The organism is Holospora obtusa F1 (assembly GCF_000469665.2).
Taxonomy (GTDB): Bacteria; Pseudomonadota; Alphaproteobacteria; order Holosporales; family Holosporaceae; genus Holospora; species Holospora obtusa.
Genome location: NZ_AWTR02000070.1, coordinates 23,419 through 29,705 on the forward strand (window position 1 = coordinate 23,419; position 6,287 = coordinate 29,705).

Here is a 6,287-nt window from a genome sequence, read left to right on the forward strand (position 1 = left end):
AAAACCTCGACATTTAAAATTCTTCTAGAAATCACACCTGTCTTCGAAAAACTCAACTTAATTTATTCTAAAAAATAATCAGGATAAATTTTAATTTTCGTCATCTTCATCATCTTCCTGGATATCTTGTTCAAAATTATCCGGAAATTCTCCTCTGCTTTCATAATAAGCACGACGAATCACAGCGTAAGGATCGGAAGAAAACTCCATGACATGATCAACGCTATCTTTAAAAATAAGACGTTGATTTAAGTTTTCAGCCCCAAAAACTCCAATTCCCAAAAATGACGGAGAAGCCAAACTAAATATCGCTGCATTAAATAATTTTCCACAAAGATCCCTGGAAACTGTCGGACCTAAAAACGGAATCATCATAAAACATCCAGCAGGAACATTATAAAATTTTAATAATCTATTAATATCTTGATGATTTTCCTCAAGATGTATGTCGCTGGAGATATCTACCAATCCTCCTAACCCAAAAATTGTATTACACATAAAACGACCAAGTTGGACGAATGCTTGATCTCCTTCTCCCTGTAATCCCCAACTCAGAATACTAACAGGGATCTTTGTGTGTTCCAAAACATTATGGAGAGCTTTTTGTCCTATAGAAGGAACTAATGTGCGATATACAGCAAGCAAAGGACTCCAAATAATATGCTCAATTCCTTGATTAAAAACAAATACCCCTCGGTTCCAAAACTCCAGGGGATCCCAAATGACATCTTTTTCTTTAACTATTTTTTTTTGAGGATCTTTAATTTGTTTCATGCGTACAGATTCATGAGGTTCGTTTCTAGAGCATCCGGTTAAAAAAATTAAAAAAAATCCAAAAATTACATGATTGATCTTAATCACCATACTTTACCTTTTCTAAGATTGTTCTAAAGAAATATAACGCTGAGCTGCTCTCCAACTAAAGGGCCAGGATGCCACGTAAAGAAGACTTCCTACTAACAAAGTTTCCCACGGCATTACCCATCCAAAAATTAAAGTAACCACACTGGTTAGCAAAATAATCCCCGAGTAATGAGCGGGAATTTTGATCCCTTTTACAACAAAAGTTGGAAAACGACTTACCATAAAAAATCCTGTTACGATCAAACACAATGCCTGAAATATTACAGATTTTTGATTAAAAACAAAACTATAAATAATCGGAGTTAAGGCGAGTAAAGACCCTATTGTAACAGGAACTCCTACCGAAAAATAAGACGGCATTGACCACTTGCTCCCTAAAATACGCTGAATATTAAATCTTGCAAGACGTAATCCAGAACACATCGCAAAAAAAAGACAGATAGCCCAACCAAATCTCCCCCATTCATGTAAAACAAATAAATAGCACAATAACGCCGGAGCTGCTCCAAAATTTATAAAATCTGCCAAAGAATCTAGCTCTGCTCCAAAATCACTGCTACATTTCAAGAAACGAGCTATGGGGCCGTCCAATCCGTCCAAAATTCCTGCAATTAATACACTTGCTACTGCATGTTTCCAAGCTTTATCCACCCCAAAAGGAATTGAAGTAAGTCCCATACACAGTGCTAATAAAGTAACCGAATTAGGCAACAATTTGCGCAACGCAACAGGCTTTAAGTGATTATGTAAAGGTGCTAATATTTTTTTTCGTCGCTTGAAAAAATTTTTTCTTTTTCGCTTTGGTAACATTGTAAACCCCAAAAATATATATCAAACATCAATGATTACGTAAAGATTGTATACAAAAACAAAATTTTATTATACGCCAATAGGCCAACGCGCTCTGATAGAAAAGTTCATAGAAGGAGCAATTCCTGCTTGATATTTTTCATAAGCATTCCAAGCAACCATCATCCCGTTATCTGTACAAAATTTGGGGGGAGGGGTAAAAAGACGTACATTATATTGTGAAAAACACTCCTCAAGCATATTTTTTAAGTACTGATTTGCGGCAACACCTCCGCAAAAAACTGCCGCGCGAGGATGCGATTCTTGGGGAAGATTTTCAAAAAAATTTTCAACTTTTTTCTGAATACCTTGACCAATTGCATATTGCAGACTTGCGCACAAATTTGCTTTTTTTTCAAAAGAAAGTTTTTTTTCTCCTTCTATATTAATCCAACGTAACGCAGCGCTTTTCAATCCGGAAAAGGAAAAATTCAAAGATTTATCTCTCATTGGGATAGGGAGCGGGACAGACAAGGGGTCTCCCATTTTTGCTGCAACCTCAATGGCTGCACCTGCAGGAAAAGAAAAACCTAAACGACGCCCAACCTTGTCTAAGCATTCTCCGGCTGCATCGTCTAATCCGTACCCTAGCAAATAGAACTCCGTTGCACTGTACACCACAACAAACTCACAATGCCCTCCAGAAAATAACAAAGCAAGATAAGGAAACTCCAGATCATCGCACAAACGAGGAACCAAAGCGTGAGCTTGTAAATGATTAATGGCCCAAAGCGGTTTTTTGAGCGCAATTGACACACCTTTTGCAAACATAACTCCCACTAACAATCCTCCTGCCAATCCAGGACCCGCTGTAACCCCAATACCTTTAATTTCATCTTTATCAACGCAAGCAGATCTTAAAAGCGTATTTAATAAGTTTGGCAAATGCTTTGAGTGCCCCTTGAAAGCGAGATCAGGAACAACACCGCCAAACGACTGATGTTCCACTTGCTGATGAATACAATGTTTAAGTACGGATTTTTCTGTTGCATCTATTAAAGCAACGGCAGTATCATCACAACTTGTTTCGATACCAAGAAAAATTTGACGTTTTGTATTGGACATGATGTCTTTTTTAAAAATCCGCTTATTCTTCATTGTAGATAATTTATCTCATAAATAAAAGAGTACCCTTTGAAGAAAAATTTAAAGCTTTGAAGCGAGCGCTTGAAGATTTCGTATGCGCAAGATACACTTAGAATGATTAATTTTTTGAAATTTGTGGTATTTATGAGCAATTTTGTATGCCAAGAATGGACTATGATGATGGAGTCAACAGCTTGGCCTTTTGAAGAAGCTAGAAAAGTGATTCACCGAGATACAACACATCATCCAAAGTCTCATAGAATTTTTTCTACAGGATATGGGCCATCTGGGCTGCCTCATATGGGAACGTTTGGAGAAGTTTTGAGAACCTCTATGGTAAGGTTTGCCTTTCAAAAACTACGCCCTTTACATCTTTATCCAGAACAAACGTCAGAACTTTTATGTGTTTCTGATGACATGGATGGGTTACGGAAGGTTCCAGGCAATATTCCAAATCAAGATAAAATGGCGGCGTATATTGGTTTTCCATTAACTGAAGTCCCTGATCCTTTTCAGAAATATTCTAGTTTTGCAGCTCATAATAACGCAAAACTTCAGAAATTTTTAGATCACTTTAAGTTTGAGTATACATTTTTAAGTGCTACTCAAGCGTATAAAAGTGGAACGTTTGATAAGGCACTTTTAAAAGTCTTAGAACATCATCAAGAAATTTTAGACATTATACTTCCTACACTCAGAGAAGAACGACGAAAAACCTATAGTCCTTTTTTACCTATTTCACCTTTAAGTGGAAAAATTTTACAAATTCCCATTCAAAATTATCACGTCGATAAAGGCACTGTAAGCTTTTTAGACGAAGATGGATCATTGCAAGAAGTCCCTGTGACAGGAGGAAATTGCAAGCTACAATGGAAAGTGGATTGGGGTGCAAGGTGGTATGCTTTGGGGGTGGATTACGAAATGTACGGTAAAGATTTGATTGAATCTGCAAAACTTGCAAAAAAAGTATGTAACGTTTTAGGGGGAACGCCTCCAGAAATGCTCGTATATGAGCACTTTCTTGATCACGAAGGGCGTAAAATTTCTAAATCTGTTGGAAACGGTTTGACAATGGAAGAATGGTTGCGTTATGCTCCTTTAGAAAGTTTAGCGTATTTTATGTACCTGAATCCCGGGAGAGCTAAAAGGATTTTTTTCGACATTATTCCAAAAGCTGTTGATGATTATTTAGAACTTTTGGACGCCTACCCTTTGCAATCAGCAAAAGAACACATAGAAAATCCTGTTTGGCATATGCATCAGGGAAATCCTCCTAAAAAGAAATCTCCTATTACGTTTTCCATGTTGCTAAGTTTGGTAAATATTTGCCATGCAGAAACGCCAGAACACTTATGGTACTTTATACAACGTTACGTTCCCGATGCAATGTTGAATGAGGAGATGAAGGAATGGATTCAGCACGGTATTGCTTATTATCAAGATCGTGTATTGCCTCAAAAAGTATACCCAGAGCTTTTGGAAGAAGAAAAAAAATCTCTTTTATCTTTGGTTACACATCTAAAAAATCCTGAATTTTTAGAAAGAGATGCAGATTTTTGGCAAAACAAGGTGTACGAAATTGGAAAATCTTGTGGATTTTCTCAAGGAAAGCAATGGTTTTCTTTATTATATGGCGTGTTATTAGGGCAAACTCAAGGCCCACGTATGGGAACTTTAATCCATTTATTTGGTCCTTTGAAAATAGCTGAAGATCTTGAAAAACGTTGCTCACAATAAGTACAAGAGGGTTTCATGGCCAGTGTGATTCAGTGAATATTTAATGGGTGAAACAGAATGATTTTTTTATTTGAAATTTAGAAAAAATTATCTGTAAAAAGAGGTAGATATGTTGATTAAGTACGCAGGGTCTCGAGATTTTGCTTACGCTTGCGCAGTTTGGAAAGTGTTTAAGTCTCTAAGTGGCACTAAAAAAGAAAACGAAATAGAAAGTTTGTGGGATCTTTTACTGCAATTCAAAGGTCCCATCGTAAAAGTTTTACAGGTTCTTTCGGGAATGCCGGGGCTTTGGTCTTCTCCTGTTGCGGCGCGATTGCAGCTATTATCTTCGACTTCTGCTCCTCTTTCAAGTTCGGAGTGGAGGGAGTATCTAAAAATGATGGTTCCTGAAATTCATCCGAAACTTTCTTTTGATTCTGTGCATACGGGATCTTTAGGTCAAGTTCATGGAGTGTTTTGGAGTCAAGAAGAATTTCGTGCGTGTAAAATTCAATACCCCAATATGACTGAAATTTTAAAAAAAGATTTTAAATTTTTGGAAATATGGAGCAATTTATACCAATGGTGGAAACCAGGGATCGATACAACTCACATGTTGTCACATCTGTACACATCCATGAAGCAAGAGCTCGATTATGTGCAAGAAGGAAAGTGGATGCAGTGGTTTCAAAAATATTTTCAAGCCATACCTTGGATTCGTATTCCTTCTTATTATCCTGAAGATTCCAATCCCACAACGTTAATGATGTCCTGGGTAAGAGGAAACAATTTTTCGGATGAATTACTGAGAGGATTATCTCAAGAAATGCGAGATATTCTTTCTTATCGTTTGCTTTATGCGTGGTATCAGCCCTTTTTTTCTAAGGGAATTTTACATGCAGATCCGCATATGGGAAATTACATGTGGGATGAAAATTTATGTATTTATATGGTGGATTTTGGCTGTATTTGCTCTTTTTCAAATCAATGGGTTATTGGTGCAAAAGCATTGTATACTGCGTTACTCAATAAAGAAAAAACTGAAAAAATTTATTCTACGTATTTTGGATTTGATCCGTTATCGCCTATGCAAACAGCATGCATCGATCAATGGGCAAAATTTCTGTACGGTCCTTTTTTAGTGGAAGGAGTCCGTTCATTATCACACTCGATGGTTCAAGAGGGATTGAATTTACTTAAGGATATTCATCAGACCTTGCAGCGTCACGGACCTTTGCGTATTCCGTATGAATTTTTATTATTAGATCGTTCCTGCGTTGCTTTGGGAAGCACCTTAATTCGGTTACAAGGCGCGTTGTGCTGGAAAACATGTTTTCAAAATATTATGTGTAGTTAAACAATCATAGTGACTTGTATTATTTTTTATATCGTTTTTCTTATAGCTCGTTTCTTTTCTTAAAAAATAGCTTCCTTCTCAACCTTATGAGCTTGTATTCATTTTAGATGATAGGAAGTAAAGTGTACGTTTTTTTTATATTGGGCGTCTTTTATTCACTGATGTTACGCAGCAATAGTTGATTTTTGCTTGAAATAATCATATTTTTCGTCTGTAAGTTTTTAAGGACAAAAAATGAAACTGGATCTTCTTGATATTTATAGCGACTATTTGATAAGTCAAAATCACTATGCAACATCGACTGGTTTAGCCAATATGTTTCAAGGCGAAATTAGCCATGATCAAATGACTCGTCATTTACGTTCAAAAGATTACAGCTCTTCAAATTTATGGAGTTATGTCAAAGCAGATGTGA

At 36.6% G+C, this 6,287-nt stretch carries 5 protein-coding genes and 1 pseudogene; 3 read left to right on the forward strand and 3 right to left on the reverse strand.

Annotated features, from left to right (window positions below):
- Positions 1-90: 90 nt before the first annotated feature.
- From P618_RS04070 to tsaD, 3 genes are all read right to left on the reverse strand, one after another.
- Complete coding sequence (locus P618_RS04070; protein ID WP_021827773.1) at positions 91-864, reverse strand: MlaA family lipoprotein; 774 nt, start codon at positions 862-864, stop codon at positions 91-93.
- A gap of 12 nt (positions 865-876) precedes the next feature.
- On the reverse strand, positions 877-1,674 hold the full coding sequence (locus P618_RS04075) for a CDP-alcohol phosphatidyltransferase family protein (RefSeq protein WP_021827774.1): 798 nt from the start codon (positions 1,672-1,674) through the stop codon (positions 877-879).
- 69 nt (positions 1,675-1,743) lie between these two features.
- A complete protein-coding gene (gene tsaD, locus P618_RS04080; RefSeq protein WP_084024592.1) occupies positions 1,744-2,811 on the reverse strand; it encodes a tRNA (adenosine(37)-N6)-threonylcarbamoyltransferase complex transferase subunit TsaD in 1,068 nt (355 codons plus the stop codon).
- A 102-nt stretch (positions 2,812-2,913) separates the two neighbouring features.
- Here tsaD and P618_RS04085 point away from each other — a divergent pair, with 102 nt between their 5' ends.
- The 3 genes and pseudogenes from P618_RS04085 to P618_RS04095 all read left to right on the forward strand — a co-directional run.
- Positions 2,914-4,536: a lysine--tRNA ligase gene (locus P618_RS04085; protein WP_021827776.1), complete on the forward strand. Its 1,623-nt coding sequence runs from the start codon at positions 2,914-2,916 to the stop codon at positions 4,534-4,536.
- A gap of 109 nt (positions 4,537-4,645) precedes the next feature.
- Positions 4,646-5,872, forward strand: coding sequence for an AarF/UbiB family protein (locus P618_RS04090; RefSeq protein ID WP_021827777.1), 1,227 nt, complete (start codon positions 4,646-4,648; stop codon positions 5,870-5,872).
- Positions 5,873-6,106: 234 nt separating this feature from the next.
- Positions 6,107-6,287, forward strand: a pseudogene (locus P618_RS04095) (IS701 family transposase); the annotation flags it as partial.

Coding starts and splice junctions, on each gene's coding strand:
- P618_RS04070 (WP_021827773.1), bottom strand. CDS start 864: ATGGTGATTAAGATCAATCATGTAATTTTTGGATTTTTTTTAATTTTT.
- P618_RS04075 (WP_021827774.1), bottom strand. CDS start 1,674: ATGTTACCAAAGCGAAAAAGAAAAAATTTTTTCAAGCGACGAAAAAAA.
- tsaD (WP_084024592.1), bottom strand. CDS start 2,811: ATGAAGAATAAGCGGATTTTTAAAAAAGACATCATGTCCAATACAAAA.
- P618_RS04085 (WP_021827776.1), top strand. CDS start 2,914: ATGATTAATTTTTTGAAATTTGTGGTATTTATGAGCAATTTTGTATGC.
- P618_RS04090 (WP_021827777.1), top strand. CDS start 4,646: ATGTTGATTAAGTACGCAGGGTCTCGAGATTTTGCTTACGCTTGCGCA.